The organism is Sulfitobacter sp. M22 (assembly GCF_021736025.1).
In the GTDB taxonomy this organism is placed as follows: Bacteria; Pseudomonadota; Alphaproteobacteria; order Rhodobacterales; family Rhodobacteraceae; genus Sulfitobacter; species Sulfitobacter litoralis.
Genome location: NZ_WMEC01000003.1, coordinates 90,267 through 116,302, shown reverse-complemented (window position 1 = coordinate 116,302; position 26,036 = coordinate 90,267). Strand labels below are relative to the sequence as shown.

At 59.0% G+C, this 26,036-nt stretch carries 25 protein-coding genes; 17 read left to right on the top strand and 8 right to left on the bottom strand.

Annotation, left to right across the window (positions count from 1 at the left end; genetic code table 11):
* Both GLP52_RS16850 and GLP52_RS16845 read right to left on the bottom strand, forming a co-directional pair.
* A complete protein-coding gene (locus tag GLP52_RS16850) occupies window positions 1-1,005 on the bottom strand; it encodes an NADP-dependent oxidoreductase (RefSeq protein ID WP_237272992.1) in 1,005 nt (334 codons plus the stop codon).
* A gap of 18 nt (window positions 1,006-1,023) precedes the next feature.
* Entirely contained in the window at window positions 1,024-2,022 is a 999-nt protein-coding gene (locus tag GLP52_RS16845) for an NADPH:quinone oxidoreductase family protein (RefSeq protein WP_237272991.1), read from the bottom strand.
* A 124-nt stretch (window positions 2,023-2,146) separates the two neighbouring features.
* Here GLP52_RS16845 and GLP52_RS16840 point away from each other — a divergent pair, with 124 nt between their 5' ends.
* From GLP52_RS16840 to GLP52_RS16760, 17 genes are all read left to right on the top strand, one after another.
* Window positions 2,147-3,322 carry an acyl-CoA dehydrogenase family protein gene (locus GLP52_RS16840; RefSeq protein ID WP_237272990.1) on the top strand — a complete coding sequence of 392 codons (1,176 nt, stop codon included), beginning with the start codon at window positions 2,147-2,149 and terminating at the stop codon, window positions 3,320-3,322.
* A 4-nt stretch (window positions 3,323-3,326) separates the two neighbouring features.
* On the top strand, window positions 3,327-4,442 hold the full coding sequence (locus GLP52_RS16835; RefSeq protein ID WP_237272989.1) for an acyl-CoA dehydrogenase family protein: 1,116 nt from the start codon (window positions 3,327-3,329) through the stop codon (window positions 4,440-4,442).
* A gap of 3 nt (window positions 4,443-4,445) precedes the next feature.
* On the top strand, window positions 4,446-5,267 hold the full coding sequence (locus GLP52_RS16830; RefSeq protein ID WP_093732928.1) for an SDR family oxidoreductase: 822 nt from the start codon (window positions 4,446-4,448) through the stop codon (window positions 5,265-5,267).
* Between the two features lie 9 nt (window positions 5,268-5,276).
* Window positions 5,277-6,203 (top strand): SDR family NAD(P)-dependent oxidoreductase, encoded by a 927-nt coding sequence (locus GLP52_RS16825; RefSeq protein ID WP_093732929.1) that lies wholly within the window; start codon window positions 5,277-5,279, stop codon window positions 6,201-6,203.
* Window positions 6,204-6,230: 27 nt separating this feature from the next.
* Window positions 6,231-7,427, top strand: a complete 1,197-nt coding sequence (locus GLP52_RS16820; protein ID WP_093732930.1) for an acetyl-CoA C-acyltransferase — start codon at window positions 6,231-6,233, stop codon at window positions 7,425-7,427.
* Between the two features lie 6 nt (window positions 7,428-7,433).
* Window positions 7,434-8,081, top strand: coding sequence for a histidine phosphatase family protein (locus GLP52_RS16815; RefSeq protein ID WP_093732931.1), 648 nt, complete (start codon window positions 7,434-7,436; stop codon window positions 8,079-8,081).
* Window positions 8,082-8,093: 12 nt separating this feature from the next.
* Window positions 8,094-9,125 carry a phosphotransferase family protein gene (locus GLP52_RS16810; RefSeq protein ID WP_237272988.1) on the top strand — a complete coding sequence of 344 codons (1,032 nt, stop codon included), beginning with the start codon at window positions 8,094-8,096 and terminating at the stop codon, window positions 9,123-9,125.
* 1 nt (window position 9,126) lies between these two features.
* The gene (locus tag GLP52_RS16805; protein ID WP_093732933.1) at window positions 9,127-9,924 is read left to right on the top strand and encodes an IclR family transcriptional regulator; all 798 of its coding nucleotides are present in this window, start codon (window positions 9,127-9,129) and stop codon (window positions 9,922-9,924) included.
* Between the two features lie 460 nt (window positions 9,925-10,384).
* Entirely contained in the window at window positions 10,385-11,632 is a 1,248-nt protein-coding gene (locus GLP52_RS16800) for a branched-chain amino acid ABC transporter substrate-binding protein (protein ID WP_237272987.1), read from the top strand.
* 78 nt (window positions 11,633-11,710) lie between these two features.
* Entirely contained in the window at window positions 11,711-12,667 is a 957-nt protein-coding gene (locus tag GLP52_RS16795; protein WP_093732935.1) for a branched-chain amino acid ABC transporter permease, read from the top strand.
* Window positions 12,664-14,004, top strand: a complete 1,341-nt coding sequence (locus tag GLP52_RS16790) for a branched-chain amino acid ABC transporter permease (RefSeq protein ID WP_237272986.1) — start codon at window positions 12,664-12,666, stop codon at window positions 14,002-14,004. The genes GLP52_RS16795 and GLP52_RS16790 overlap by 4 nt, the downstream gene beginning before the upstream one ends.
* Window positions 14,001-14,762 carry an ABC transporter ATP-binding protein gene (locus GLP52_RS16785; protein ID WP_237272985.1) on the top strand — a complete coding sequence of 254 codons (762 nt, stop codon included), beginning with the start codon at window positions 14,001-14,003 and terminating at the stop codon, window positions 14,760-14,762. Before GLP52_RS16790 ends, GLP52_RS16785 begins: the two co-directional genes overlap by 4 nt.
* The gene (locus GLP52_RS16780; RefSeq protein ID WP_005848854.1) at window positions 14,762-15,466 is read left to right on the top strand and encodes an ABC transporter ATP-binding protein; all 705 of its coding nucleotides are present in this window, start codon (window positions 14,762-14,764) and stop codon (window positions 15,464-15,466) included. The genes GLP52_RS16785 and GLP52_RS16780 overlap by 1 nt, the downstream gene beginning before the upstream one ends.
* A gap of 101 nt (window positions 15,467-15,567) precedes the next feature.
* Entirely contained in the window at window positions 15,568-16,770 is a 1,203-nt protein-coding gene (locus GLP52_RS16775) for a serine hydrolase domain-containing protein (RefSeq protein WP_237272984.1), read from the top strand.
* Window positions 16,767-18,725, top strand: coding sequence for an acetoacetate--CoA ligase (locus tag GLP52_RS16770; RefSeq protein WP_237272983.1), 1,959 nt, complete (start codon window positions 16,767-16,769; stop codon window positions 18,723-18,725). Before GLP52_RS16775 ends, GLP52_RS16770 begins: the two co-directional genes overlap by 4 nt.
* Before the next feature lie 6 nt (window positions 18,726-18,731).
* The gene (locus GLP52_RS16765; protein WP_237272982.1) at window positions 18,732-19,610 is read left to right on the top strand and encodes an acyl-CoA thioesterase; all 879 of its coding nucleotides are present in this window, start codon (window positions 18,732-18,734) and stop codon (window positions 19,608-19,610) included.
* Window positions 19,607-20,662 (top strand): amidohydrolase family protein, encoded by a 1,056-nt coding sequence (locus GLP52_RS16760; protein ID WP_237272981.1) that lies wholly within the window; start codon window positions 19,607-19,609, stop codon window positions 20,660-20,662. Before GLP52_RS16765 ends, GLP52_RS16760 begins: the two co-directional genes overlap by 4 nt.
* Window positions 20,663-20,683: 21 nt before the next feature.
* Here the strand turns inward: GLP52_RS16760 and GLP52_RS16755 are convergent, their stop codons facing one another.
* The 6 genes from GLP52_RS16755 to GLP52_RS16730 are packed head-to-tail and all read right to left on the bottom strand — an operon-like array spanning window position 20,684 to window position 26,029.
* Entirely contained in the window at window positions 20,684-21,055 is a 372-nt protein-coding gene (locus GLP52_RS16755) for a VOC family protein (protein ID WP_093732942.1), read from the bottom strand.
* Entirely contained in the window at window positions 21,052-21,843 is a 792-nt protein-coding gene (locus GLP52_RS16750) for an SDR family oxidoreductase (protein WP_237272980.1), read from the bottom strand. Before GLP52_RS16750 ends, GLP52_RS16755 begins: the two co-directional genes overlap by 4 nt.
* 9 nt (window positions 21,844-21,852) lie before the next feature.
* Window positions 21,853-22,620 (bottom strand): SDR family NAD(P)-dependent oxidoreductase, encoded by a 768-nt coding sequence (locus GLP52_RS16745; protein WP_093732944.1) that lies wholly within the window; start codon window positions 22,618-22,620, stop codon window positions 21,853-21,855.
* Window positions 22,617-23,903 (bottom strand): acyl-CoA dehydrogenase family protein, encoded by a 1,287-nt coding sequence (locus GLP52_RS16740; RefSeq protein ID WP_093732974.1) that lies wholly within the window; start codon window positions 23,901-23,903, stop codon window positions 22,617-22,619. Before GLP52_RS16740 ends, GLP52_RS16745 begins: the two co-directional genes overlap by 4 nt.
* A 57-nt stretch (window positions 23,904-23,960) precedes the next feature.
* Window positions 23,961-24,740, bottom strand: a complete 780-nt coding sequence (locus tag GLP52_RS16735) for an enoyl-CoA hydratase-related protein (protein ID WP_093732945.1) — start codon at window positions 24,738-24,740, stop codon at window positions 23,961-23,963.
* Entirely contained in the window at window positions 24,737-26,029 is a 1,293-nt protein-coding gene (locus tag GLP52_RS16730) for a 3-hydroxyacyl-CoA dehydrogenase (RefSeq protein WP_237272979.1), read from the bottom strand. The genes GLP52_RS16735 and GLP52_RS16730 overlap by 4 nt, the downstream gene beginning before the upstream one ends.
* Between the last annotated feature and the right edge of the window lie 7 nt (window positions 26,030-26,036).

Below are 26,036 nucleotides of genomic sequence, written 5' to 3'. Positions count from 1 at the left end.
TCAGGATGGGTCAGCGGCAACACGCACCATGCGCTTACCTTTGTTTTCACCGGCCAGCAGACCGATCAACGCCTGTGGCGCGTTTTCCAGTCCGTCGATGATATCTTCGGTTACCTTGATCTGCCCCGCATCGACCCAGGTCTGCAACGCGCGCAGCGCCTTGGCGTCGTTCTGGGTCCAGTCCATCACGATGAACCCCTCCATCCGCAGACGTTTGACCACGACCAGACCGGGCAGGTTGCGCGGGCCGGTGGGGGATTCCGTGTCATACTGGCTGACAGCACCACAGCAGACGATGCGGCCCTTTTCGTTCATCGCAAACAACGCCGCCTCGAGAACGGTGCCACCAACGTTGTCGAAATACACGTCTACCCCATCGGGGCAGGCGGCGCGCAGGGCCTTGGACATGCCAGGCGCGCGGTAGTCGATGCAGGCGTCAAAGCCCAATTCTTCTGTCACCCATTTGCATTTTTCCGCCCCACCGGCGATGCCCACGACCCGACAACCAAGCGCCTTGGCGATCTGACCGACATAGCCGCCGACCGACCCCGCCGCAGCCGACACCAGCACGGTTTCACCCGCGACCGGTTGCCCGACCGAGATCAGCCCATGGTAGGCGGTTTTGCCCGCGATGCCGTAAACAGACATCAGGTTCGACAGTTGCGGCACTTTGGGCAGTTTCTCGCATTTCCGCGCATCAGCAGCGACAAAGGTCGACCAAGTCGCCTCGGACGCGACGATATCGCCCACGGCCAGACGGTCGCTGTTGCTTTCGACGACTTCGCAGATCGCATAGGTCGGCATGGCGTCGCCCGCGTTTACAGCGGCGCGGTAGGTGGCCCCCTTCATCCACGACCGGTTGGCCGCGTCGATGGACATCAGGATCACCTTGAGCAGCACCTGCCCGTCACCCGCCACGGGCATATCGGTGGTGGTCTGTCTGAAATGCTCAGCTGTCAGCGAATCGCTGGGCAGCTCTGCGATAACAATTTGTGTGTTGGTCATTTTGGTTGTCCTTCCTGATTATTGAACATCCAAAACGACTTTGCCCTGCACCTTGCGGTCTTGCATCAGGTTCAGCGCGTCGGCGGCTTTCTCCAGCGGAAAGCGAGCCGAGATGCGCGGTTTGATCTGACCGTCAGCATACATGCGGAACAGATCGGCCATGTTTTCGGCATGTACCTTGGGTTCACGTGCCGTGTGCGCGCCCCAGAAAACACCCATGATCTGCGAGCCCTTAAGCAGCGTCAGGTTCAACGGGATTTTGGGGATGCCAGCCGGGAAGCCCACGACGAGGTAGCGGCCTTTCCAGGCCAGCGCACGCACGGCGGGTTCGGCATAGGCGCCGCCCACAGCGTCATAGACGACATCAACACCGTCACCGCCCGACAGCTTCTTGATCTCGTCCGAGAAAGCTTTTTGTGTGGCGCGGTCGTCCATGTCGCGGCTGTAGATGATCGTTTCATCGGCCCCTAGATCACGACAGAACTGCGCTTTGTCTTCCGACGATACCGCGGCGATGACCCGTACGCCCGAAGCTTTGGCCAGTTCGATTGCGGCGGCACCGACACCACCCGCAGCGCCCATGATCAGCAAAGATTCGCCGGGCTGGATTTCGGCCCGGTTTTTCAGGGCGTGATGTGAGGTCCCATAGGTCAGAACCAGACATGACGCTTCGTCATATGGCATCGCGTCGGGGATCTTCATGACCCTTTCCGCGTCAACAATGATGTCTGTCGCAAAGCCGCCAAAGCCGGTCATTGCCAGCACGCGGTCGCCGACTGCAACGTTGGAAACGCCCTCTCCCACGGCGTCCACATCGCCAGATACTTCGCCACCCGGAGCGAACGGGCGCGGTGGCTTCATCTGGTAAAGATCCTTGATAATCAAGGTGTCAGGGAAGTTCAGCCCGGCCGCACGCACACGGATTCGAACCTGACCTTTCTTGGGTTCTGGCTGTGGAAGCTCGGTCAGTTCCAGTGTTTCGGGGCCGCCGGGGGCAGTGCTAAGCATGGCTTTCATCGGGTCATTCCTCCTCTAGATTTGCAAAGCAATAGGCGCGTTCAGAAACTGTCTTGTCAATCGAATTTCGAAATGCAATTTTGCAGTGCGGAATTGGAGTTCGCAAAACGAGGGGGGAGATAAGATGCAGTCCGAACAGGAACTGGAGGGTTTCCGCGCGGAGTTGCGCGATTGGCTTGAGGCAAACTGCCCAGCCGAAATGCGCGGCGGTGAGCCGAGTGAAGCATCGATATGCTGGGGTGGCAAGAATTTTGAGTTCGAATCCGACGCGCAACGCGTCTGGTTAGAGCGCGCCGCGTCCAAGGGCTATACCGTGCCCACATGGCCCGTTGAGTACGGCGGGGCGGGGATGAACCGCACGCAGGAAAAGATTTTCAAAGAAGAGATGGACCGGATCGAGGCGCGCAACCCGTTGCAAAGCTTTGGTATCTGGATGCTTGGGCCCGCCTTGCTGCACTTTGGCACGCATGAGCAGAAACTGCATTATTTGCCGCCGATCGCACGTGGTGAAGTCCGCTGGTGTCAGGGCTATTCCGAGCCGGGCGCCGGGTCCGATCTGGCCAGTGTCCAGACCAAGGGCGAGGACAAGGGCGACCATTGGCTGGTGAACGGACAGAAAATCTGGACCTCTTATGCCGACAAAGCCGACTGGATTTTTGCGCTGATCCGCACGGATCGTGATGCATCCAAGCATAACGGCATTTCCTTTCTGCTGATCGACATGGAAGACGACGGCGTCGAAACCCGCCCGATCAAACTGATTTCCGGTGCGTCCGTGTTCTGCGAAACGTTCTTTACCAATGTGAAGGTGCCTAAGGACCGGATCGTCGGCGAAGAGAACCGCGGTTGGGACGTTGCAAAATACCTGCTGACCCACGAGCGCGAGATGATCTCGGGCGGGGGGCAGGGCCTTTCGGGCGGTCGCGCACTTGGTGCGGTGCTGAACGAATCTTTGGCCGAGGGGCAAGAGATGGACACCGTGCTGCGCGCTGACGCGATGCGCTGCGAAGTGGATGCGCTTGCCATTGGCCTCACGCTGGAACGCTACAAAGACCAAGCCGAAGCAGGCACTGGCGCAGGCAATGCGTCCGCGATGCTGAAATACATGGGCACAGAGCTGAACATGCAGCGCCATGAATTGCTGATGGCCGCCGGCGGCAGTGATGCGCTGGAATGGGACGGGCCGTTGGGCAACCGTCCGGCGGACTGGCTGCGAACAAAGGCCAATTCAATCGAAGGCGGCACAAGCGAGGTGATGCTGAGCATTATCTCCCGCCGCGTGCTTGGGCTTCCGGGGTAAGATCATGGTAAAATTAGTATTAACAGAAGACGAAACCATGCTGGTCGATGCAGCGCGCGGTTTCCTTGATAAATCCGCCCCCGTCAAAGCGTTCCGCGACCTGCGCGATGCGGGCAAAACGCACGACGTCAAGATGTGGAAAGAGATGGCCGCGATGGGATGGGCCGGTGTGCTGGTTCCCGAAAGCGCAGGTGGTGTCGATATGGGCCATGCTGCTGCCGGTATTCTGGCGCAAGAAATGGGCAAGACGCTGGCCGTTAGCCCCTTTCTTTCGACAGCGGTGATCGCCGCAACAGCCCTGCGCAACGTCAGCGACGCGCGCGCCGAAGCTGCACTCGCCAAGATTGCTAGCGGTGACGCGACTTATGCGCTGGCGGTGGATGAGACATCGAAGTTTGACCCAAACGCCACCGCGATGGTTGCCACATCCGAAGGCAACGGTTTCCGCCTGACCGGCAAGAAGACCTTTGTCGTGGATGGTGCTTTGGCAGACCGGTTGCTGGTGCTGGCCAAGACCGACAATGGGTTGACCCTGTTCGACATTCCCGCAGACCGTGCGGGCATCACGCGCAATGCGCAGAACATGATCGACGCACGCGATTCTGCGCGGATCGACTTCGACAATGTCGAAGCGACGGGCGATGATGTGCTGGGTCAGGTCGACGACGCCATGACCGTGCTCAAACCCGCGATCGAGGCAGGACAGGCCGCACTGGCCGCCGAAATGGCCGGCGTCGCTGCGGGGGCGTTCGGGATGACCGTTGGTTATCTGAAAGAGCGCAAGCAATTCGGCACATTGATCGGCACATTCCAAGCCTTGCAACATCGCGCCGCCCACCTGTGGTGCGAGATCGAAGTCACCGCCTCTGCCGTGTTGCACGCGGGGCGCAAGCTCGACGAAGATCCCGATAATGCCACCATGGCTGTATCGCTGGCCAAGGCCCGCGCGACATCGACGGCCAAGCTGGCGGTGATCGAAGGGGTACAGATGCACGGCGGGATCGGCATGACCGATGCATTCGACATCGGATTTTACATGAAGCGCGCCCGCGTTGGCGCCGAATGGATGGGGGACTACGGCTATCACGCCGCCCAAGTCGCCAAGCACAGAGGATTTTAAGGCATGGATATTCAGACACTTTTCGGGCTCGAGGGCAAAACCGCGCTGGTCACAGGCGGGGCGACCGGGATTGGCCGGATGGCGGCCGAGGCGCTGGTGCGTGCCGGTGCCCGCGTGCTGATCGCCAGCCGCAAGGGCGAGGCCTGCGAAGCCGTGGCGAAAGAGCTGAACGCGCTCGGGGCCTCTGGCTCTGCCGAGGGGTTCGCGGGCGATGTAGGCACCGAAGAAGGTGTCGACGCGATGGTTGCAGCCGTGAAGGAACGCACCCAGAGCCTCGATATTTTGATGAACAACGCGGGTATCACTTGGGGCGCACCTTTGGGTGACTTTCCGTTCAAAGCCTGGGGCAAGGTCATGGACGTGAACGTCGCAGGTCTGTTTGATCTGACGCAAAAGCTGCTGCCACTGCTCAAGGTGAACGCGACGATCGAAGATCCGGCACGGGTCGTGAACGTCGGTTCTGTCATGGGCGAACGCGAGATGGGCGATGGTGCCTACAGCTATTCCGCCTCGAAGGCCGCGGTAATCCACCTGAGCAAGATCCTTGCCAAGGAACTGGCGGGCGATGCAATCACGGTGAACGCCTTGGCCCCTGGACCTTTCGTGTCGCGCATGACCGCTTTTGCGACCCATGACGAGGGCATGCGCAGCAAGGTGGGCGACGACGTGCCCTTGCGCCGCGTCGGGACCGATACGGATATCGCGGGCTGCATGCTATTTCTATGCGGCAAGGGCGGCGCCTATATCACAGGCGCCGTGGTGCCTGTCAGCGGCGGCATCAATGTGATGAGCGGGCCGAACATCTTTGAACAAGCACTGCACTAAGGGGCAATGATGGAAATTCGTTTTGACAATCGCGTGGCCATTGTTACCGGCGCAGGCACGGGACTGGGGCGCAGCCATGCGCTTGGTCTCGCGGCACGCGGTGCCAAGGTTATGGTCAATGATCTAGGGGTGACAACCGACGGGCAGGGGGCATCCTCGGCTGCTGCCGAAGCGGTCGCGCAAGAAATCCGCGACGCGGGCGGCGAGGCGATGGCGCATGGCTGCGATGTGTCGGACGAGGCAGGCGTCAAGGATATGGTCGCACAGGTCATGGACGCCTGGGGCCGCATCGACATTGTGGTGAACAACGCAGGCATCTTACGGGACAAAACGTTCTCGAAAATGGAGATGTCGGATTTCCGCAAGGTCGTCGACGTGCATCTGATCGGGTCTGCGAATGTGACCCATGCCTGCTGGCCGATCATGCGCCAACAAAAATACGGGCGCATTGTGCTGACATCCTCGGCGTCGGGGCTGTATGGCAACTTTGGCCAGTCCAACTATGGCGCGGCCAAAGCGGCGATGATGGGGCTGATGAACGTGCTGCATCTGGAAGGCGCGCGCGACAATATCCGCGTCAACACGCTTGCCCCCACAGCGGCCACACGGATGACCGCCGACCTGCTGCCCGAACAGGCGCAGGCGTTGCTGGCGCCTGAAACCATCACCCCCGGCCTGCTGTACCTCGTCAGCGAGGACGGCCCCAGCCGCGTGATCCTTGGGGCAGGGGCAGGCGGGTTCGCTCAAACCCGTATTTACGAAACGGAAGGCGTGACCTTGACCGGCGACGAGAATACCCCTGAAGGTGTCGCATCCGCTTTCGACAAAATCACCGACGAGACAGGCCAGCAAGAGCTGACCGATGCCTTTAGTCAAACGAAGAAATACGCTCTCAATTCAGCCAAGGCCCAAGGTCTTGATCTGGATTGGGGCTAACAGACGAAATTTCAAAGGGAGATCACCATGCGTGACGCAGTAATCGTATCCACAGCCCGTACCCCGATCGGCAAAGCCTATCGCGGTGCGTTCAACGCAACCACACCACAAGCGCTTGCCGCGCACGCCATCGAGCACGCCGTGAAGCGCGCCGGGCTTGACGGGTCGGAAATCTCTGACTGCGTTATCGGGTCGGCATTGCAACAGGGCCATCAGGCGGGCAACATTGCACGTCAAGCCGCCATTCGCGCGGGTCTGCCGGTGACCGTTGCAGGCATGTCGCTGGACCGTCAGTGTGCCTCGGGCATGATGGCAATTGCCACCGCGGCCAAGCAGGTTATCACCGACGGCATGGATATTGTCATCGGCGGCGGCGTCGACAGCATTTCCATGGTGCAAACACCAGAGATGCGCGTCAGCGCCGACCCTTGGCTCAAGCAGAACAAGCCCGAAATCTATATGACCATGCTGGAAACAGCTGAAAACGTGGCCGAGCGCTATAACGTCAGCCGCGAAGCGCAAGACGAATACGCAGCACGCAGCCAAGAGCTGACGCACCAAGCGCAGCAGGCCGGCCGTTTTGACGACGAGATCGTCGGAATGACCACCACAATGATGGTTCAGGACAAAGCCACCAAAGAGATTTCCAAGCACGAAGTTACGTTGGAAAAAGATGAGGGCAACCGCCCTGGCACCACGGCCGAAAGCCTTGCAGGTCTGAAGCCTGTGTTCAAAGACGGTATCCACCTGCCCGAAGGCAAGTTCATCACCGCGGGTAACGCCTCGCAGCTCTCCGATGGCGCATCTGCCGCCGTGGTCATGGAAGCCAAGGAAGCCGAACGCCGCGGTCTTCAGCCACTGGGCCGCTACGTTGGTGTGATGGCCGCAGGCTGCGAGCCTGACGAGATGGGTATCGGTCCGATCTATGCCGTGCCAAAGCTGCTGGAAGCGCATGGGCTGAAGATCGAGGACATCGGTCTGTGGGAATTGAACGAAGCCTTCGCCTGCCAGGTTATCGCCTCGCGCGACAAGCTGGGCATCCCGGACGAGCTGTTGAACGTGGACGGCGGCGCGATTTCGATCGGTCACCCCTACGGCATGTCGGGCGCGCGCATGGTTGGCCACGCGCTGATCGAAGGCAAGCGTCGCGGTGCCAAATATGTTGTCTGCACCATGTGTGTCGGTGGCGGCATGGGCGCTGCTGGCCTCTTCGAGGTTCTGTAAACCGCTATGGGAGAGCTACTGGTCATACGTCACGGTCAGGCGTCCTTTGGGGCTGACAACTACGACAAGCTGTCGGACCTTGGGCACCGGCAATCCGAGGCCGTTGGCCAGTTGCTTCGCGATACAGGTTGGGTGCCGGACCGGACGATCACCGGCACCCTGACCCGCCAGAAAGAAACGCTTGCCTCGATGGGATTCGAGGCAGGCGATACACACCCCGGGCTGAATGAATATGATTTCCAGGACTTGCTGAACGCGCGCTATAAAGGGGCCGTTCCGGATCTGGTAAAAGGCGACCGCAAGGTACATTTTCGTACCCTGCGCGAGACCGTTTTTCAGTGGCAGGCCGACGAAATCGAAGGCCCAGCCGAAACTTGGGGCAGCTTTACCAACCGCGTAGAAGCCGCCCGCCTGATCGCCTGTGCCGAAGGGGCCGAGCGTGTGCTGGCCGTGAGCTCGGGCGGCGTGATCGGACAGCTTACAGCTGCATCCCTCGGGGCACCGCACAAAATGATGATGACCTTGAACCTGCAAATCAAGAACACATCAATTACCAAATTCGTCTTCACCAAGTCCGCGTTTTTCTTGCATGAATTCAACGCGACCCCGCATCTGATGTCAGCCCAGACCGCTGGCATGCTGACCTATAGTTAAGGAACGGTAGCCATGAGCACAGACACCCAGACACTCGATATTCCGAAGGTCAGCGCCTATCTGGAAAAACACCTTGAGGGCTTTGAAGGCCCGCTTGAGGTCTCTAAGTTTCAGGCGGGGCAATCGAACCCGACCTTCCTGCTGAAAACCCCGTCGCGCAACTATGTGCTACGCCGCAAGCCGCCGGGGGTTCTGTTGAAATCCGCCCATGCGGTTGATCGTGAGTTCCGCGTGCAAAAAGCGTTGCAGGATACCGATGTGCCGGTGTCGAAAATGCACCTGCTGTGCGAAGATGACGATGTCATCGGGTCGGCCTTCTATATCATGGACCACATCGACGGGCGCAACTTTATGGACCCGCGCATGCCCGAGATGGACAAGGCAGGCCGCGCCGGTGTCATCGACGAGATGAACCGCGTGTTGGCGGCTTTGCACGATGTGGATATCGCTGCCGTTGGCCTGTCGGACTATGGCCCTCCCGGCAACTACTATGAACGTCAGGTCGCGCGCTGGACCAAACAGTACCGCGCCTCCGAGACCGAAGACCTGCCGGCGATGAATCAGCTGATCGAAAAGCTGACCGCGAGCATCCCAGAAGACGACGGGCAGCGCACGCTGGTGCATGGCGACTATCGCATCGACAATATGATGTTCGAAAAAGACGGCACCAATTGCTTGGCCATTCTGGACTGGGAACTGTCGACCATTGGCCATCCTTACGCCGACCTTGCCGCCGTAATCATGCAGTGGCAGATGCCCGCGGGCACCGAAGGGCGCGGCTTTGGCGGAGAGGACCGCGCAGCACTTGGCGTGCCGACCGATGCTGAATTCATCGCGAAATACTGCGAACGCCGCGGGCTGGAAGGGATCGACAACTTTGGCTTCTACCTTGCGTTCTGCTTCTTCCGCATGGCGGGGATCATTCAGGGCGTGCTGAAACGTGCGCTGGACGGCAATGCCTCCAACCCCGAACGCGCGATGAAGGTCGGTGCCTATGTGCCGGTATTTGCGGAAAACGGGCTTAAAGCGTTGGAAGGCAAATAATATGGCCCCCAACGAGTTCGCAACAGATCCGGCAGAGACGAAGGACAGAAACTTTGTCACGGCGCTTGCCCGCGGGCTGGATGTGTTGCGCTGCTTTCGGGAAAATGAAACGGCCCTGACCAACACGGATTTCTCCGAACGGACAGGGCTGCCCAAGGCGACAGTATCGCGTCTGACCCATACGCTGGTCGAGCTGGACTACCTCGTCGCCGAAGCCCGCACAGGCACATATCGGCTGGGTGCCGGTGTGCTCCAGCTTGGCTTTGGTGTGCTGTCCAGCATGGAGATCGGCGACCGTGCGCAGGATGAGATGCGCAAGCTGCGCGACGGGCCCAATTCCTATGTCACGATCGCCATTGGCGAAGTGCACCGGCTGGATGTCGTCTATATCGCGACCAAACGCTCGCGCGAGGATGTGGCGCTGCAAATTCGCGTCGGGTCGCGTCTGCCGTTGTTTGATTCAGCCATCGGTCGGGCGATTCTTATGGGCATGAAAGACGACTCCCGCGACCGCGCCTTTCGCTGGGCTGCCGCGGAAGGTCCAGAATTCGAGGCCCGCGCGCGTGACAGCTATGACAACGCAGTAGCAGAGTTTGCGGACAAAGGGTTCTGCTCCAGCTATGGTGACTGGCGCCCCGATGTGAATGGCATTGCGGTGCCTGTGTTTTCGCCGAACGGCTCGCAGGTTTACGGGCTGAACGTCGGCGGTCCGGCATTTCACGTCAAAAAGCGCCAGCTAGAGACGACCTATGCACAGCTTTTGGCAGATGCCGCACAGGCAATCAGCATCCGGTTCTAGGCCACCCCCCGTACGCGGGGGAATCAACTTGTCCAAACGTATAGATTGCGGTGTGAGCTAATTTACCCGCATGCCGTCCGCTGCATTTTTACAGCGTGCGCAGGCCATGACATTTGTCAGGATTAGATCGTTTTGTCGAAAAAAAGTTGCGCGAGCTTTTGGCGGACACTTGTCAGGCAGCCTTACAATTCGGCGTGTGCTGCCAAGAAATGCACGATTTATTTATCTATTTAGTATCAACACGTTATTTGTACGCCTGTTGAGAAAATTCCCGTCGCAACCTCAGCTGCGTTGGACTTCAAACACCTTCTGTCACGCAAGATATGGCATGAAGAACGGTATCGCCTCGCAACTTATGAATAGAGGCGCTTGACAATAAACCGCATTATGCAAGGCTCTTTCCAAGGTCTGGCATTCTAAAAAACGCAAAAAGCGCCGGGCCGTCCTTGGGAGGATTGAAATGAAAAATATCGCTAAGTACGGCGCGGTTTCCGCGCTTTCTTTGGTCATTGGCGCGAGCGCAGCCTTTGCCGAAAATATCAAAATCGCGTTCATTGATCCGCTGTCCGGTCCATTCGCAAGCACCGGTACAAACGGTTTGCATCAGTTCGAATTCGCGGCTGATCACATGGTGAACGACAAAGGTGGTTTGCTGGATGGCCAGCAAATGGAAGTGCTGGCCTTTGATAACAAGATCAGCCCCAAAGAATCCCTTATTCAGCTGCAGGTCGCGATTGACCAAGGCGCACGCTATATCGTTCAGGGGAACTCCTCGGGCGTTGCGAACGCCTTGACCGAAGCGATCGACAAGCACAACCGCCGCAACCCCGACAGCCGTGTTCTGTTCCTGAACTACGCCGCTGTTGACCCTGCGCTGACCAATGACAAATGTAACTTCTGGCATTTCCGTTTCGACGCCAATTCCGACATCAAGATGGATGCGTTGACCGATGTGATCGTTCAGGACGACAGCATCAAGAAGGTCTACATCATCGGGCAGGATTATTCCTTTGGTAAAGCTGTGTCTGCAGCCGCCAATGAAATGCTGGGCGCGAAAGGTGACGGCATCGAAGTCGTCGGTGACGAACTACACCCCATCGGCAAGGTAAAAGACTTTACGCCTTATGCGCGCAAAGTCGTTTCCTCTGGCGCGGATGCTGTGATCACCGGTAACTGGGGCGCAGACATGCTGGGCATTGGTAAGGCGATCATCGACAACGGTTTCGAAGGTCCGATCTATACCTACTACGCTGCGGGTTCCGGCATCACCGCCGCCTTTGGCGAAAGCGGTAAAGACAAGATCCGCCTGATCTCTCAGGGCAGCATCAACCCGATCGCCACGGAAGAAGCACGCGAAACCTACAACGCGTTCCTCGAGAAATATCCGGACGGCAACATTGACCAAAGCCGTATCTTCAATACCATCGGCATGCTGGCCCAAGCCATCACCGAAGCGGGCTCCGCCACAGATGTGGTCGCCGTGGCAAGCAAGCTGGAAGGCATGGAATACGACAGCATGTGGGGTGGCAAACTGTTCATGCGTCCCCAAGATCACCAGATCATTCAGGACATGCATGTCGGCGTCCACACGAACGACAATCTGGACTTTGACTATGATCAGTCCGGGTTTGGTGTCGTGACTGAATCGACCGTCGAAATGGCGTCGATGGACAGCCCGACAACCTGCGAGATGAAACGCCCCGAATAAGGCGATTTTTCTCGGGTCCGTCTGCGTGTGCAGGCGGACCCCTTTTGCACCTTGCCACCACACTACTGGAGGGGCCTCATGGACCTCATTCTCGTCAACCTCATCGACGGGCTGGTTACTGGATTGCTGTTGTTCATGCTTTCCGCCGGTCTGACCCTTATCTTTTCGATGATGGGCGTTTTGAACTTCGCTCACGCCAGCTTTTATATGCTAGGCGCCTATTTCGCTTACCAGATCAGCATCGCGCTTGGGTTCTGGATGGGGCTTCTGATCGCGCCGCTTGTTGTAGGGGTGCTGGGGGCCGGTGTTGAACGCTACGGCCTGCGCCGCGTTCACCAATACGGGCACGTGCCCGAGCTAATCTTTACCTTTGGTCTGGCGCTGTTGATCGAAGAACTGGTGCAATTTATCTGGGGCAAGAACCAACTGCCCTATTCTGTTCCTGACGCGTTGAACTTTACCGCGTTTGCGATCTCGGGGAACTCTATCCCCGCTTATAAAATTTTCATGATCTTCATCTCGATCAGCATCTTCATCGGGCTGCTTTACGTGCTGACCAAAACCCGCGTCGGCATGATTATTCAGGCGGCACTGAGCTATCCGCGCACGGTCGAAGCCTTGGGCCACAATGTGCCTCTGATCTTTATGGGCGTGTTCGGGGTTGGCACAGCCCTGGCCGGTGTGGCCGGTGTAATTGCTGGGCCGGTGCTTGGGACCTTCCCAGGGATGGCGTTTGTGCTGGGGTCGATTGTATTTGTGACCATCGTGATCGGCGGCCTCGGGTCGCTGTGGGGGGCGTTGATCGCGTCGCTGTTGATCGGCTGGATCACTACTTTCGCCAAATCCTACAATATCGAGATGGAGAATATCCTGACCGGCCTTGGCATCTCTAAACCCGAGAGCCTGGATGACAGCATATTCCGCGACTTCTGGAGCCTCACCAGCCCGCAGATCGCCGACATCTTGCCCTATATCCTGATGGTGCTGATCCTCATCTTCCGCCCGGCAGGTCTTTTCGGAAAGCGCAGCTCATGACAGTTTCAGATCCAAGAACCGACGTTCCAAAAGGCGCCCGCCCCGAAGAGCAGATCACCACGGACCCGTCCAAACCCGCGCAGCGTATGCGGTCAGGTTCGCTGGTGCTGACACTGGCCCCTTGGGTCATCGCCTCTGTCGTGCTGGCCATTTTGCCGATGGTGTTTACCAACAATTCGGCACTGACGATCATGAACCAGATGTCGATCACAATCGTCTTTGCGCTGGCCTATAACATGCTGCTCGGGCAGGGGGGCATGCTGTCCTTCGGTCATGCGGTCTATGCTGGTGTGGGTGGCTTTGCCTGTATGCACATCATGAACATGTCTGATTTCTTCTCGACCATCCCGCTGGTGATCCTGCCGGTGTTTGGCGGGTTGTTCGGCATGGGGCTGGCAATGATTGTCGGTGCGTTTTCGACCCGCAACGCGGGCACAGTATTCGCCATGATCTCGCTGGGTGTGGGCGAATTGATCGCCGCCTGTTCCGTCATCATCGTCGCGTTCTTTGGTGGCGAAGAGGGCGTCAGCGGCGACCGTACCTATGCGCAACCCTTCTTTGGCGTCGAATTCCTGCAGCAGATCGAGGTTTACTACCTGACTGCGGGATGGGTCGTGGTCTCTGCCGCACTGATGTATCTCTGGAGCCGCACACCCGTGGGTCGCATGGCAAACGCCGTGCGTGACAATCCCGAACGGGCAGAGTTTCTGGGCTATTCCTCGCGGTGGGTCCGCTTCTACAGCTTTGTCGCCTCTGGCTTCTTTGCAGGCGTGTCCGGTGGGCTTTTCGCGATCAACTACGAAATCCTGACCGAGGAAAACCTGAACACCGCCTCGTCAGGGATCATCCTGCTGGTGACGTTCCTTGGCGGCGTCGGGTTCTTCTTTGGCCCGATCATCGGGGCCATCGCCTTTACCCTGCTGCAAACCGTTCTCAGCCTGTCGACAGAGCTGTGGGCCTTTTACGCAGGCATTCTGTTCCTTTCCACAGTGATGTTCTTCCCCGGTGGTCTGGCAGGTCTGCTGATGATGCATGTGCCTGTGTTCAAGCTGGGCAAGGCATCGACGTTGATCATGCCCTATCTCAAGACGCTGCTGCCGGCGGCAATCGGTTTGATGGGGCTGGCCGCCTTGGTCGAGATGACGTTCCACTACCGTCATGGCGCTACGGGTGACAATGAAATGACCGTCTTCTGGACCACCTTCGACAGCCACACCCTGATGCCGTGGCTGGTGGCGGGTGCGATAACGCTGATCGGGCTTGGCATCGCCAAAGTCACAGCACCCGCGCTGAAAGAAGCATGGAGTGAAGCAACCACAGCAGGAGGCGCGTCATGAGCACACCCGCACTTGAACTGACTGGCCTCAAGAAAAGCTTTGGCAAGGCCGAGATCATCCGAGGCATCGATCTAAGCATCGGCAAGGCAGAACGCCACGCCGTGATCGGGCCGAACGGCGCGGGTAAATCGACGCTGTTCAACCTGATCACCGCACGGTTTGCGCCCTCGGCTGGAACGGTAAAGCTGCACGGCGAGGATCTGGCCGGGCTCGAACCCTTCCAGATCAACCGCAAGGGGCTAAGCCGCTCGTTCCAGATCACCAACATCTTTCCGGCAATGACCGTGTTTGAAAACGTGCGCTGCGCGCTCTTGTGGTCGCAGGGCTATAAATACAGCTTCTGGAATCTGGTGAACCGGTCCCGCGAACTGACCGAGGGCGCGGACCGCATCCTTGACCAGATCAACCTGCTGGAACGGCGCAACCTGCCCGCGGGCACCCTGTCTTACGCCGAACAGCGCGCGCTTGAAATCGGGATCACCATCGCGGGCGGTGCCGATGTCATCATGCTGGACGAACCGACGGCGGGGATGAGCAACACGGAAACCGACTATATCACCGACCTGATCCTCAAGGTGACCGCGGGCAAGACGCTGATCATGGTGGAACATGACATGAGCGTGGTCTTCGGTCTCGCCGACCGGATTTCGGTGCTGGTCTATGGCGAAATCATCGCCACCGGAAAACCCGAAGAGGTGCGTGCAGACGCCCGCGTACAAGAAGCCTATCTGGGCGCCGCATTGGAGGCAGAACACTAATGATGCTCGAAGTCACGGATATGCACGCCTTCTACGGCAAGTCCCACATCCTTCAGGGGGTGAACCTGAACGTCAAAGAAGGCGAGATCGTCGCGCTTCTGGGGCGCAACGGGGTGGGGCGGTCTACCACCTGCAAGGCCATCATGGGCGAGGTCGAACCGAAAGGATCGGTCAAGTTTCAGGGGCAGGAGATCAGCGGCAAGAAAGCGTTCCAGATCGCCAATATGGGGATCGGATATGTGCCCGAGAACCGCGATATCTTTCCCGGTCTCACCACGCGGCAGAACCTGACGCTGGGTCTGAAACCCGGACAGAAGGATGGCGCGGGCCGTTGGTCGATGCAGTCGATGTTCGACATGTTCGAAAACCTCGACCGCCGCGCTGACGTCGAAGCCTCGGTTCTGTCGGGGGGGGAACAGCAGATGTTGACCATGTGTCGCACGCTGATGGGCGACCCCGATCTGGTCATGATTGACGAACCCACCGAAGGTCTGTCCCCGCAGATGGTGCAGAAGGTCGCCGAGGTGCTCAAAGAGATCGCCAACCGCGGGATCTCTACCCTGCTGGTGGAACAGAAACTGTCGATCGCGATGGACATCGCGGATCGGGTCTATGTCATGGGGCATGGTCAGGTGGTCTATGAGGGCACGCCGGCTGAATTGCGCCAGCGTGATGACGTGCGCAAGGAATGGCTTGAGGTCTGATCACGTACGTCAGACCCTAACCTATACATCATCTATTGAAATCGTCGCGGGCCGCGGCCTCATCCTCCTGAGGCGCGGTCGCGGCTTGGGAGGAAAGTTTTTTGGCGTTCGACACAAATAAGTTGGGCCGCATCGGGGACTGGATGCAGACCTATGTGGACCGCAAACGGTTTGCCGGTTGTTCGGTGCTGGTGGCGCAGGGCGGGCAAGAGGTTTATTTTGATGCCAAAGGCACGCGTGACATAGAGACAGGGCAGCCGTTTACCCGCGACACCATCGCCCGCATCTATTCGATGACCAAACCCGTCACATCTGTTGCGATCATGATGTTGGCGGAACGCGGGCTGTTCCACCTTGATGCGCCCGTGTCAGATTTCATCCCTGCCTTTGCCAATATGCGCTGCCTGATCGACGGCGCGACCGCGGCGGACCAAACCGAACCCTGCCAGACGCCGACGCTGCACCAGCTGCTGACCCATACCTCGGGGCTGAGCTATCCGTTCAACCCCGGCATCACCGCCAAAGCCATGGACGAAGCCGATATCCTGTTCCGCGCCGATCAGGGCTCGCTGGCAGAGATGACAGACCGCGTGGCCGCATTGCCGCTGGCGTTTCACCCCGGCACACGCTGGGAATATTCCGTGGGCATCGACGTGCTTGGCCGCGTGATAGAGGTCGTCTCGGGCAAGTCGCTAGAGGCGTTTCTAGTCGATGAAATCCTCGGCCCCCTTGGCATGGATGAGACGCGGTTTTCTGTGCCCACCGGCGGACAGGACCGTTTCGCCTCGCTTTACACTCCGCTGGCAGGCAGCGCCTACGGGATGAACGCGGCCAAGCCAGATACCCCCGTTCTGCGCTGTGTCGACAAGCCTGAAAACTCCCCCTTTCTGAACGCCGAAATGCACTCTGGCGGCGGCGGGCTGGTGGGCACCATCGATGATTACCTCAAGTTCACAGAAATGCTGCGCACAGGCGGGGCGGGACTGCTGTCGCCCAAGACGCTCGACTTTATGATGCGCAACCATCTGCCCGGCGACATCGCGTCGATGGGTCCCGCCAGCTTCGCCGAACAACCGATGGAGGGCATGGGCTTTGGCCTCGGCGGTGCCGTCGTGCTGAACCCCGGCCGCGTGCGCGTTCCCAGCAGCCTAGGCGATTTCAGCTGGGGCGGCATGGCGTCTACCTTCTTCTGGATTGATCCGGTGCTGGATCTGTCTGTCGTGTTCTTCACGCAGCTCGCGCCGTCCAGCTCGTACCCCGCGCGCCCCCAACTCAAGGCCCTCATCCACGGAGCGATGACATGAACGATATCCTTTGGACCCCGACAAAAGAGCGCGCCGATGCCTCGACCATGGCGGAATTTGAACGGTTCCTGAAAGACAAGCGCGGCCTAACGTTCGACGACTATAACGCCATGTGGGATTGGAGCGTGACCGACCTGGACGGGTTCTGGTCCGCGATCTGGGAATATTTCGACGTAAAAGCCAGCGCGCCTTACACAAGTGTGATGGCGAAGCGTCAGATGCCCGGTGCCGAATGGTGCCCGGGAGCGATGCTGAACTTTACCGATCAGATCATGAAGCACGTGGACAGCCAGCCCGAGGGTGATGCGCTGATCGTGCAGTCCGAAACCTTTGGCCGCAAACGGCTGTCGTGGACCGAACTGCGCGACCAGGTGGCAAGTGTTGCGGCGCATCTGCGCGATATGGGCGTAACCAAAGGCGACCGCGTTGTCGCGGTACTGCCCAATACCGAAACCGCGATGATCGCCTTTTTCGCCACCGCCAGCATCGGCGCGATCTGGTCGCTCTGCGCACCCGACATGGGGCATGTCGCCATTCTGGACCGCTTCAAGCAGATCGAACCCAAGGTGCTGATCGCGCAAGATGGCTACGTGCACGCAGGCAAAACCGTGGACCGTCGCGAGATACTTGCGGGACTAGAGACGGCTTTGCCTAGTTTGGTGCAATGCGTCACGGTGCCCTTCGTGGGCGATCTGCCCCAAGGGCATATGGCGTGGGACAGCCTGCTGGACCGCGACGCGCCCTATGAGAGCACCCAAGTCCCCTTCGACCATCCGCTGTGGATCGTCTATTCCTCCGGTACCACCGGCAATCCCAAGCCGATTGTGCACGGGCATGGCGGGATCATTCTGGAATCCGCGAAACAATCCCTGCACCATGATTTCCGGCGCGGCGGGCGGTATTGCTGGCTGACGTCTTCCGGCTGGATCATGTGGAACTCGCAATTCACAGCACTGGGTCAAGGCACCACAGTTGCGATGTTCGACGGGGCACCGAATTACCCTGACATGGGCGTGATCTGGCGCTTTGTCGCGGATGAAAAGCTTGATTTCTTCGGCGCAGGCGCTGCCTTCTTTAGCGGCTGCATGAAGGCGGGGCTGACGCCGCGCGACGAGGTCGACCTCTCGGCGCTGCGCTCGCTCGGCTCAACCGGTTCGCCGCTCAGCTCGGACGCCTACGACTGGATATATTCCAAAGTGAAAGAGGACGTCTGGCTTGCGCCGATCTCGGGCGGGACCGATCTGGCAGGGGCCTTCGTGCTGGGGCATCCAGGTATGCCGGTGCGCGCAGGCGAAATGCAGTGTCGTGCGCTTGGCAATGCGGTGCGCGCCTTTGACGAAGACGGCAACGATCTGACCGGCGTAGTGGGCGAATTGGTCTGTACCGAACCGCTACCGTCGATGCCGCTGTACTTTTGGGGCGACGATGATGGAAGCCGCCTGCACGACAGCTATTTCGACACCTATGCCGGCATCTGGCGCCACGGCGACTGGATCGAGATCAACGCACACGGCGGGTCGGTGATCTATGGCCGCTCTGACGCCACGATCAACCGCAAGGGTCTGCGTCTTGGCAGTGCCGAGATTTATCAGGCGGTCGAAGGGCTGGACGAGGTGATGGACAGCCTTGTTGTCGACCTCGAATTTCTGGGGCGCGAAAGCTTTATGCCGCTGTTTGTGGTGCCGGCCCAAGGCGTCGCCTTTGACGACGCGTTCAAGGACAAGATCAACGCCGCGATCCGCAAAAATGTATCAGCGCGGTTCATCCCGAACGAGATCATCGAGGTGGCCGAAGTCCCGCGCACATTGTCCGGCAAAAAGCTTGAGGTTCCTGTGAAAAAGCTGTTGCTTGGGCAGGATCCGGAAAAGGTGGTGAACAAAGATTCAATGGCCAATCCGGACAGCTTTGATTTTTATGTCGCCTACGCCAAGACCCGTGCGACCCAGAAGGATTAAACCCAGATGACTGACGTGGCCCGCCAACTCCTTGAATTGCTGGATATAGAACAGCTTGAGGTCGATTTGTTCCGGGGGATCGGATCGGGCGGGGAAACCACCACGCGCATCTTTGGCGGCCATGTTATCGCGCAGGCTTTGATGGCCGCCTATCGCACGGTGCCGGACCGGATGTGCCATTCGCTGCATGCCTATTTCATCCGTCCGGGCGATCCGTCGATCCCGGTGATCTATCAGGTGGACCGCGCCCGTGACGGGGGCAGCTTTACCACACGGCGAGTCGTTGCGATCCAGCACGGCAAACAGATTTTTAACCTTTCGGCATCGTTCCACGTGCAGGAAGAGGGCTGGGATTACCAACACAAGATGCCCGACGTCAAAGGGCCTGAACACTGGCTTGACCGCCCGGACCTGCGCGAACCCTATATCGAGAAAATCTCTCCTAAACACCGCGACGATTTCCTGCGCGAACGCCCTATTGAGATCCGCGAGGTTGATCCACGCGATCTGTTCGAACCTGAAAAGACTTCGGACAAGAACTATCTTTGGTTCCGGATGGAGGCCGCCAAGGGGCAGTCGCCGATCATGCAGCACTGCTTGCTGGCCTATGCGTCGGATATGAACCTGCTCGGATCGTCCCTGCGGCCCCACGGGCTGACGTGGTTTCAGGGCGAGGTCATGACCGCAAGTCTGGATCACGCCATGTGGTTTCACGCGCCGATCGATTTCTCGGACTGGCATTTATACGAGCTCGACGCGCCCTTTACGGGCGGCGCGCGTGGGTTCAATCGCGGGCTGATCTATAACCAAAACGGACAACTGGCCGCCACCACTGCCCAAGAAGGGTTGATGCGGCCCTACAAAAAGAAAGAAGTTGCTTCATGACAGAGACAGGGGGCCGCTATCCGGGCTTGCGACCGGGCATCGAACTGCGTGACGACTGGCTCGGGCTGGTCCCCGAGGCGGCAATCGACCCGCAGCGCGAGATCGTGGACCCCCACCATCACCTTTGGCGTCACGGCACGCCCGAGGCCCCCGCCGTCTACGAGATGGACGCGCTTTGGCGTGACACCGGCGCCGGGCATAACGTGGTGCAGACGGTCTATATCGAATGTCGGTCCTATTGGGATCGCGACGCCCCCGCGCATCTGCAATCGGTGGGCGAGACCCGTACCGTGGCGCAAATGGCGGCGCAGACGCCGCGCGGTCAGGCGCAGATCGCGGGCATCATCGCGCAGACCGAACTGGTGCTGCCCCCCGACCAGCTGCATGCCGCGCTCGACGCGCATGAGGCCGCAGGGAACGGGCTGTTCAAAGGTATCCGCAACTCCGGCGCGCGCGATGCGGAACCGCAGCATCTGGCGATCCCCGGACGCGGGGTCGAAAATCAGTATGGCGACCCCGAGTTTGTGCGCGGTGTCGCGATTTTGGGCGACCGCGGACTGACGCTGGACAGCTGGCATTATCACCACCAGCACCAAGAGTTTCTCGATCTTGCCCGCGCTGCCCCACAGACGACGCTCGTCCTCGATCACTTTGGCACGCCTTTGGGTGTTGGCCGGTTCGAGGGCAAACGGGACGACATCTTTGCCGCGTGGAAGGACCATATGTCAGAGCTCGCAGAGTGCCCCAATGTGATGGCCAAACTGGGCGGGCTTTGTATGCCCGACAACGGCTACGGCTATATGCACCGTGACCTGCCACCATCCTCGGATGAAATCATCGAGACGCAAGGCAAATGGTACGCGCATATGCTGGACGTTTTCGGCCCCGAGCGTTGCATGTTCGAAAGCAACTTTCCCGTGGACCGTACGGCGGTCAGCTATGTGGTGATCTGGAATGCATTTAAAAAGATGTCAGCGCATCTAGATGACGCAGCGCGACAGGCGCTGTTTTCCGGCACAGCGCGGCGTGTCTATGGGTTGCCGCCCGCGTGATGCGGACGGCAGGTTTTCAGGTTAACCGAATTTGAAAAAGCACAGTTTGTTGCCATCAAAGTCCCGGACATAGGCCCCGTAAAAACGGTCCGGGATCCGTTGCCCCGGCGCGCCTTCGTCCGCCGCGCCAAGCTCAATCGCCTTGGCGTAGAACGCGTCGACTTCTTCTTTGCTGTCCGCCGTAAACGCCACCATCACCCCGTTGCCGGGGGTAGGGGCCTCTTTGTTATAGGGCTCGCAGACCGAAATCATGGGTGTGCCGCCGCCGGTGCCAATCATGGCAATCCGGCCGCTGTCGATCAGTAGCTTGGCTCCCTTGCTTTCGAACAGGTCGCAATAGAACTGTTTTGCGCGTGCGATGTCGCTGGTGCCGACGGTGGTATAGCCGATCATGATGCATTTCCTTGCGGGTTTCTGCGGTCGCCATACATCCGGTGCAGCTTGCGCATGCCCCCGATCCAGCGGTCGTAGTTTTCGGTCTTCTTGCGCATGTATTCCAACACCTGAGGGTGGGGCAGAACAAGAAATGTCTCGTTGCGGATGGTCTCCAGACAGGCTTCGGCCACAGGTTCGGCTTCCAGCAGTCCGTCGAGTGCGGCCACAGAATCCTCGTGACCGCGGGTCATTTCGCTGCGAACCGCTTGCGGACACAACACCGATACCTTGATCCCGTCATCCCCGTGGGACATCGCCAACCATTCAGCAACGGCAACAGCTGCATGTTTCGTCACGCCGTAAGGCGCGCAGCCGACCTGATTAAGCAGACCCGCTGCCGAGGCAGTGTTCAACAGATAGCCGCCCCCGCGTTCGGTCATGCGCGGCACCAGATGACGGGCCGCCCAGATGTGGGCCATCACGTTGATGTCCCAGATGCGCTGCCAGTCCTCGTTCGGCACTTCCATGCCGCCCGCGATCAGGATGCCCGCGTTCGAACAGAACAGATCAATCGGACCGATGTCGTTTTCAACGGCATCGATCATATCCGCGATCTCTTGCTCTACGCCAACATTCACACCGAATGCTACGCCACCGATTTCATCGGCAACCGCCTGCGCGCCCTCTTTGTTGAGATCAACACAGACGACTTTCTTAGCCCCTTCCGCAGCAAAGCGGACGGCCATCGCCTTGCCGATGCCGCTGGCGGCACCGGTGATGACGATGATTTTATCCTTGAGTTCCATAACTGCCCCTCACGTCCACATGTTCGACCCGCCACAAACGGTCAGCGCCTGACCGGTCATGTAGCGGCTTGCATCAGAAGCAAGGAACACGGCGAGCCCCGCGAAATCCTCTGCCTCGCCAAGACGGCGCAGCGGGATTTCATTCTTGATGCGGTTTTCGACTTCGGGATTGTCCCACAGCTCGCGCGCAAATTCGGTTTTCACCAGACCCGGGCAAATCGCGTTGAACCGCAGACCCTTGGGCCCGAATTCTGCCGCGAGATTCCGCACAAGGCCGATCAGCGCCAGCTTGGACATGCCATAGGTGCCCAGCATGACCGACGGTTTGAACGCCCCGATGGACGAGGTGAACGCCATCGAGCCAGACCCTTTTTCGATCATGTCGGGGGCCACCATCTGTGCCAGCCAAAGGTTGGACAGCACATTGGCGTTCATCGTCTTTTCATAGGCATCATCGGGGATCTCGGACGTGGGCCCATAATAGGGGTTCACGCCGGCATTGCCGATCACGATGTCGATTTTGCCCGCCAGCTTGTGGGTCTCGTCCACCAGCGCCTGCAACTGCTCTTTGTAGCCGACATTACACGCGACGCCGAACGCCTTGCCCTTGCCAAGCGCGTTGATCTCGGCGGCGGCGGCATCCAGTTGGTCTTGCTTGCGCGCCGAGATGACGACTGTCGCGCCATGCTCGGCCAGGGCCTTGGCCATCGCCAGCCCCATGCCCTTGGAGGCGCCGGTCAACAGCGCCACCTTTCCGGTCAGATCGAATAGGGTCATACGCCACCCCGCGTGCGACCTGTCGCGATCTCGTCGCGGGCACGCGATGTGCGCAGGTTGGATTCCTGATAATCCTTGACCTCGGCGCGGGCGATCACGTGATGGTGGACTTCATCAGGGCCATCCGCAAAGCGCAGCGTACGCTGGGACGTGTACATGCCCGACAGCGGCGACCACTGCGAGATACCCGTGGCACCATGCACCTGCATCGCTTGGTCAATGATGTTACAGACTTTTTCTGGCACCATCGCCTTGATCATGCTGACCCAGATGCGCGCTTCTTTGTTGCCCAGCACATCCATCGCCTTGGCGGCTTTCAGAACCATCAGGCGCATCGCCTCGATCTCGATCTTGGCACGAGAGATGGTTTCCATGTTCTTGCCCAGATCAATGATCTTCTTCCCAAACGCTTCGCGGCTCAGACCGCGTTCGATCATCAGGTCCAACGCTTTTTCTGCCGACCCGATAGAGCGCATGCAGTGGTGGATACGGCCTGGCCCAAGACGAACTTGGGAAATTTCAAATCCGCGGCCTTCGCCCCACAGAATGTTTTCCTCGGGCACGCGGACGTTGGTGAACTTGATGTGCATGTGACCGTGTGGCGCGTCGTCGTGACCGAATACATGCATCGGGCCGACAATTTCGACACCGGGGGTGTCGATCGGCACAAGGATCTGGGACTGCTGGCGGAAGGGGTCGGCGTCGGGGGACGTTTTGACCATCGTGATCATGATCTTACAGCGTGGATCACCTGCGCCCGAAATGTAGTATTTCTCGCCGTTGATCACCCACTCGCCGTTTTCTAGCACAGCAGAAGTAGAGATGTTCTTGGCATCCGAGGACGCCATATCAGGTTCGGTCATCGCAAAGGCTGACCGGATTTCACCGGCAAGCAGGGGCTTGAGCCACTGTTCTTTTTGCTCGGGCGTGCCGATGCGTTCCAACACTTCCATGTTGCCAGTGTCAGGTGCGTTACAGTTCAGTGTTTCAGGGGCCAGCGGGCTCTTGCCCAACTCGGCTGCGATATAAGCGTAGTCGAGGTTGCTAAGGCCTTCGCCGGTTTCGGCGTTAGGCAGAAAGAAGTTCCACAGACCGGCATCACGCGCCTTTTGCTTGGCTTCTTCCAGCAGTTCCAATTGGCCCGGTGCATAGGACCAGCGGTCGGCGCGGCCTTCGCCAAGACGGAAGAATTCGTCGGTCATCGGGTCGACGTTTTCGCGGATGTGCTTGATCACGGCGGCCAATAGGGGCTTGGCTTTTTCCGACATATCAAGGTTGTTCATTCCGGCCATAGCTTCGTTATGTGACATAGAGTGCCTCCTGGCAGTTAATTTCGGATATTATTTGTTGACCCAGTTGGGTTTGCGTTTTTCGACAAAGGCGTTCACGCCTTCCTTGAAGTCTTCGGTTTTGCTAAGATCCGCGATCACTTCGCGTGAATAGGCAATGCTGTCTTGCATCCCGTCACGGGCGTACATGTCGTTCAGCACGCGTTTCGTGGCCTTGACCGCCGACGGCGATACGCCGCACAGCTCTTCGGCCTTTTCCATCGCTTTCGCCATCAGCTGTTCCGCAGGGTAAACTGCGTTGACACAACCCATCGCCAGCGCTTCGTCGGCCATGATGGTGCGCCCTGTGAACATCAGCTCTTGCGCGGCAAGGCGCCCGATATAGCGCGACAGACGCTGTACGCCCGATGCCGCGGCAAAGAAGCCGACCTTGACTTCGGGCAGGGCGAATTTCGCCTGCTCTGACGCCAGAATAATGTCGCAGGACAATGCTGTTTCAAAACCACCGCCCATGGCGAAACCGTTGACGGCTGCGACGATGGGCTTTTCCAGATCAAAACGCGAGGACAGACCGGCGAAGCCGCTGGCGGGCATTGTCGCCTTGGACCCGCCCGCTGCGGTAGCTTTCAGGTCGTTCCCCGCGGAGAACGCTTTGTCGCCCGCCCCTGTGAGAACGGCGACCCACAGATCCTGATCCGCTGCAAACGCGTCCCAGCAGGCGGCCATTTCATTGTGCATGTCCACATGCACGGCGTTGTAGACTTCGGGCCGGTTCATGGTCACGACCAGGATGTGACCCTTTTTTTCGGTGGTGATATATTGATAGCTCATACCTTCAGCCCTCCGGTGTCGATTTCTGTGAACTTGCCGCCATTTGCGGCCAAATCGCGTAGCAGCTCAGCGGGCGCGAATTCGGGGTCTTGGGCGCCTAGCTTTTCCATCACGTCCAGCACGGCTTGCGCACCGACCATGTCGCCATGGAACATCGGGCCGCCCTTATCGGCAGGCCAGCCATAGCCGTTCAGCCAGACCACATCGATGTCAGACGGGCGCTGCGCCTTGTTCTCTTCGAGGATTTTGACAGCCTCGTTGATCATCGGATAAATGCAGATTTCGATGATCTCGTCTTGCGACATCTGGCTTGTCTCGGCACCTGTGATGTCCTTAATCACTTTCGCCACAACATCGGACGGGATCGGGCGACGCGATTCGTCATAGTCGTAGAAGCCCGCTTGGGTCTTTTGGCCACGGCGGTCCATTTCACACAGCGCATCGCGGATCGGGTTTTCAGTCTTGGCCCCTTTGGACCACCCGATATCCAGACCGGCCAGATCGGACATCTGGAACGGCCCCATCTTGAAGCCAAAGGCGTTCAGCGCGGCATCCACATCCCACGGCATCAAGCCCTGTTGCAGCAGCTTGTTCGCCTGTTTCTGGCGCGCGAACAAAATGCGGTTGCCGACAAAACCGGGGCAAACGCCAACCAGCACGGCAATCTTGTTGATCTTGGCCGCCAAATCCATCGAGGTCGCGACCACGTCATCGGCAGTATGTTTCGCGCGCACAATTTCGAGCAGTTTCATTACGTTGGCAGGCGAGAAAAAGTGCAGTCCGATGACGTCTTCGGGGCGGCTGGTCATCGCTGCGATTTCGTCGATGTTCAACGCCGAGGTGTTCGTCGCAAGGATCGCGCCGGGTTTCATCACGCGGTCCAGCTCGGTGAAGATCTTGCGCTTCAGCTCCATGTCTTCGAACACGGCTTCGATCACCAGATCACAGTCCGCCAAGGCAGCAAGTTCCAGCTTGCCGTCGAAACGGTCCATCCGGGCTTCGACTTCGTCTTGCGGGAAACGGCCCTTGTCACTGCTGCGCTGGTAGTTGCCGCGCACAACCTTCAACCCGCGATCCAGTGCTTCTTGCGTGGTCTCGACGATGGTGACGGGGATGCCCGCGGTGGCAAAGTTCATCGCAATGCCGCCGCCCATCGTGCCCGCGCCGATGATGCCTACGGATTTGATCTCGCGCTGTTTGGTATTGGCGGGCAGGTCCGGGACCTCCCACGCGGCTTTGCCGGCAGCACCGATATAGGCACCAATTTCTGCGTCGGTTGGGGTGTTCATAGTCTTC